At 73.8% G+C, this 3,321-nt stretch carries 4 protein-coding genes; all 4 read right to left on the bottom strand.

Features of this window, described 5'->3' with window-relative positions; genetic code table 11:
• On the bottom strand, window positions 1-1,400 hold a 1,400-nt coding region (locus tag L1885_RS25880; RefSeq protein WP_372482029.1), incomplete at its 3' end, for an HD-GYP domain-containing protein.
• Window positions 1,401-1,693: 293 nt separating this feature from the next.
• Window positions 1,694-2,011, bottom strand: a complete 318-nt coding sequence (gene rsrA / locus L1885_RS25875) for a mycothiol system anti-sigma-R factor (RefSeq protein ID WP_235799586.1) — start codon at window positions 2,009-2,011, stop codon at window positions 1,694-1,696.
• Complete coding sequence (locus L1885_RS25870; protein WP_235799585.1) at window positions 2,008-2,679, bottom strand: sigma-70 family RNA polymerase sigma factor; 672 nt, start codon at window positions 2,677-2,679, stop codon at window positions 2,008-2,010. The genes rsrA and L1885_RS25870 overlap by 4 nt, the downstream gene beginning before the upstream one ends.
• A gap of 271 nt (window positions 2,680-2,950) precedes the next feature.
• Window positions 2,951-3,321, bottom strand: a 371-nt coding sequence (locus L1885_RS25865; protein ID WP_372482028.1) for an alpha/beta hydrolase family protein, incomplete at its 5' end; no start/stop codon positions are given.

Below are 3,321 nucleotides of genomic sequence, written 5' to 3'. Positions count from 1 at the left end.
ACCCCCTGCCCCGGGGGGCCGCCGCGGGGGGCCGGAGGCGCGGGGCGGGCACCGGAGGCCGCTCGGGCTGCGCCCTCGTCGGCGGTCACCGTCGTCTCCCAGCCGTGGCGCGCCAGGGCCCGCACGAGCGCCCCGACCATGGCCGGGTCGAACTGCGTGCCGGCGCAGCGCCGCAGTTCCGCGACCGCCGTGCCGACCGGCCGGGCCCTGCTGTACGAGCGGGTGGACGTCATCGCGTCGAACGCGTCGGCGACGGCCACCACCCGCGCGAACTCCGGGATCTCCTCGCCGCGCAGGCCGTGCGGGTAGCCGCTGCCGTCCATCCGCTCGTGGTGGTGGAGGATCGCGGACCGCGCCTGCCCCAGGAAGGCGATGCCGCGCACGATCTCGTGCCCGTACTCGGGGTGCAGCTCGATCACGCGCCGCTCCTGCGGGGTCAGCGGACCATCCTTGCGCAGGACCCGGGTCGGCACGCCCAGCTTCCCCACGTCGTGCAGGATCCCGGCGAAGCGCAGGACCTCCAGCCGGTCCCGGTCCATGCCCAGCTCGGCGGCGATCATGGCGGACGCCCGCCCGACCCGCTCACTGTGCCCGCGCGTGTACCTGTCCTTGATGTCGACGGCCTGGACGAACGCCCGGATGGTGGCCTGGTGCGCGGCGCGCTCGCGGTGGTACTGGGCGAAGACCCAGCACGAGACGGACATGGGCAGCAGCACGAAGAGCGCGGACAAGGGCCCGTAGGGGCTGCGCCACAGGACCGCCATCATGAGGCCGGCCAGGACGTGGGCCCCGTGCGCGGCCAGCGAGCGCGGCAGCAGGCCGCGCCACGCGGCCCGCACCGGGACCCGTTCGGCCGCGGCGAGGATGCCGCCGTCGAGTGCCGTCAGGACGAGGCAGAAGACCAGCGCGGCGGCGCCCGCGGGCAGCAGCACGTAGGGGAAGTCGGGGGTGGTCAGCCCGTAGCCCCCGCCGCCGAGGGCGACGGGGCCGCCGAGCGCCGTCTGCGCCCGGGCCGCCGCCCAGGTCGCCAGCGCCAGCTGGGAGGCCCGCCACACGCGCCGGGCGGCGTACGGGGGCCGCTCTACGCGCCCCAGCAGGGCGCCCGGCACGGCGACCAGCGCCGCCGTCGCGGGCGGCAGCAGGAACGCGGCGGCGAGCAGCACGGGGAAGAACGATCCGGCGGGGGCGGGGGCGGTGGCGTCCGTCGCGCCGCCCAGGGACCGCAGCCGCAGCCGGACCCACGCGGGCAGCGGCGCCTCGCAGAGGGCATAGAGAAAGGCGAGCGGCAGAGCCACTCGCCAGGGGGTGTCCCCGTCAAGGACACCGCTCGCCACGCACGCGGCCGCGGCGGCCGCCGTGAGCAGCACGTACGTGCGCGCCGTGCCAGCCATGCCCTTCACGGCGCCCCCGCCCCCCTCTCGTCCCCGCCCGCCGTCCGGACGCGACACGGCGCGGACGGCGCTCGGGACCGGACAACGGGCCAGGCTAGTGAGGTGGAGGGGGCCCCGCGGGCCGACGCATGCGATTAGCACGTTCGGGTGACAACTGGGTGCTTCGCGTACGTGCACCCGTTCGAGCGGAGCCGCTGCGGGGCTTCCGCGTCACAGGCGCCACAGCGGCACCGGACGGCCGCCACGACCGGGCGGCACGGGCGCCGCCCCGGGCGCGTCCGGGGCCGGGGCGGGCGGGGCTGCTACTCCGCCGAGGCGCGGTGCTGGCTCGCGTCCGGGGCCAGCTCGGCCTCCGGCGTGCTCTGGCCGGCCCGGATCAGCTCGATCCGGCCCATGACCTTCTCCCGCAGGTCCGTCGGGACGTCGTCGTGGCCGCAGCAGCGCTTCACGAGCTTCTTGACGGCCTGCTCCAGGCCGTACTTCTCCAGACAGGGGGAGCACTCCTCGAAGTGCACCTTCAGCTTGTGCCCCTCGCTGTCGGGCATCTCGTGGTCGAGGAACTCGTACAAGTGGTCGAGTACCTCGGCGCAATCCGTCTCATGCGGCTCTCCGCAGCTTATGAGCCCGCGCCTTTCCCGTTGTCGGACGACTTACCGGCGGCACCAGCCGGGACGAGCCCGCGGTCGCGGGCGTAGTCCTCCAGCATTCCGCGGAGCTGGCGGCGCCCACGGTGGAGTCTGGACATCACCGTGCCGATGGGTGTTCCCATGATGTCCGCGATCTCCTTGTAGGCAAACCCCTCGACATCGGCGAGATACACCGCGATGCGGAACTCCTCCGGGATCGCCTGCAGGGCCGTCTTCACGTCGGAGTCCGGCAGCCGGTCGAGCGCCTCGGCCTCCGCGGAGCGAAGTCCCGTGGACGAGTGCGATTCGGCTCGCGCCAGCTGCCAGTCCTCGATCTCCTCGGCGGCACTGCGCTGGGGCTCCCGCTGCTTCTTGCGGTAGGAGTTGATGAACGTGTTCGTGAGGATGCGGTACATCCACGCCTTGAGGTTGGTCCCCTCGCGGAACTGGTGGAACGATCCGTACGCCTTCGCGTAGGTCTCCTGCACGAGATCCTCGGCGTCCGCCGGGTTGCGCGTCATGCGCAGGGCGGCCGAGTACATCTGGTCGAGGTAGCCCAGGGCGTCACGCTCGAAGCGGGCGCTGCGCTCGGCAGCCGTCTCTTCGATGTGCCCGTCGTCCGTCCCTGCCGTCCCTGATTCAGTCCCAGTGACCGGACCCACCTCCTCCAATGCGGTCGCGGGGCCGAACCCGACCCCACCCGCCTCGGAGAATAGTCGACCGTCGGGCTTCGAGGTCTGGTGGTCCGGCGCGGCGGCACCCAGTGCGGAGCTGCTCGCGCCCGCTGAAAGCACGGCCCACTCCATACCGCTCCCGCCGGGGCGGGCGGCCTCGGAGCGGCTCGGGCACATGATGGAACCCATGCGGCGGGACTCCCTCTTCCTGCTCGGTTCACCGGCTGGCGTCGCCGGTGACTGGGTCAACAGCAGTGACTCAGCGGACATTCCCGAGCCGTCCGAGCCACGTGGCGACACCCTCCGTGAGCGTGCGCATCGCGTCGTCCTGGGTGAGGGGAGCCTTCTTCGGCACCGCGAAGCCGTGGTCGGCGTGCGCGATCTCCACCAGGTCGAAGTCGCCCTCCGGGAACTCCTCGGGCCTGCCGAACGGGTCCCTGCCGCCCTGGACCACCAGAGTGGGCAGGCCGTCCTCCAGCAGTTCCCCGTCCCGTGACTTCTCCGGCCGGCCCGGCGGGTGCAGCGGGAAGCTGAGGGCGAGCACCGCGTGGGCCCCCAGCTCGGCGCCGGTGCGGCAGGCGACGCGCGCGCCGGCGCTGCGCCCGCCGGCGACGACGGGCCGGCCGGGCG

The sequence above is a fragment of the Streptomyces fuscigenes genome, from assembly GCF_021556455.1.
GTDB lineage: Bacteria > Actinomycetota > Actinomycetes > Streptomycetales > Streptomycetaceae > Streptomyces > Streptomyces fuscigenes.
The sequence above is the reverse complement of the archived record's forward strand: the minus strand, read 5'-3'. Positions and strand labels throughout refer to the sequence as shown.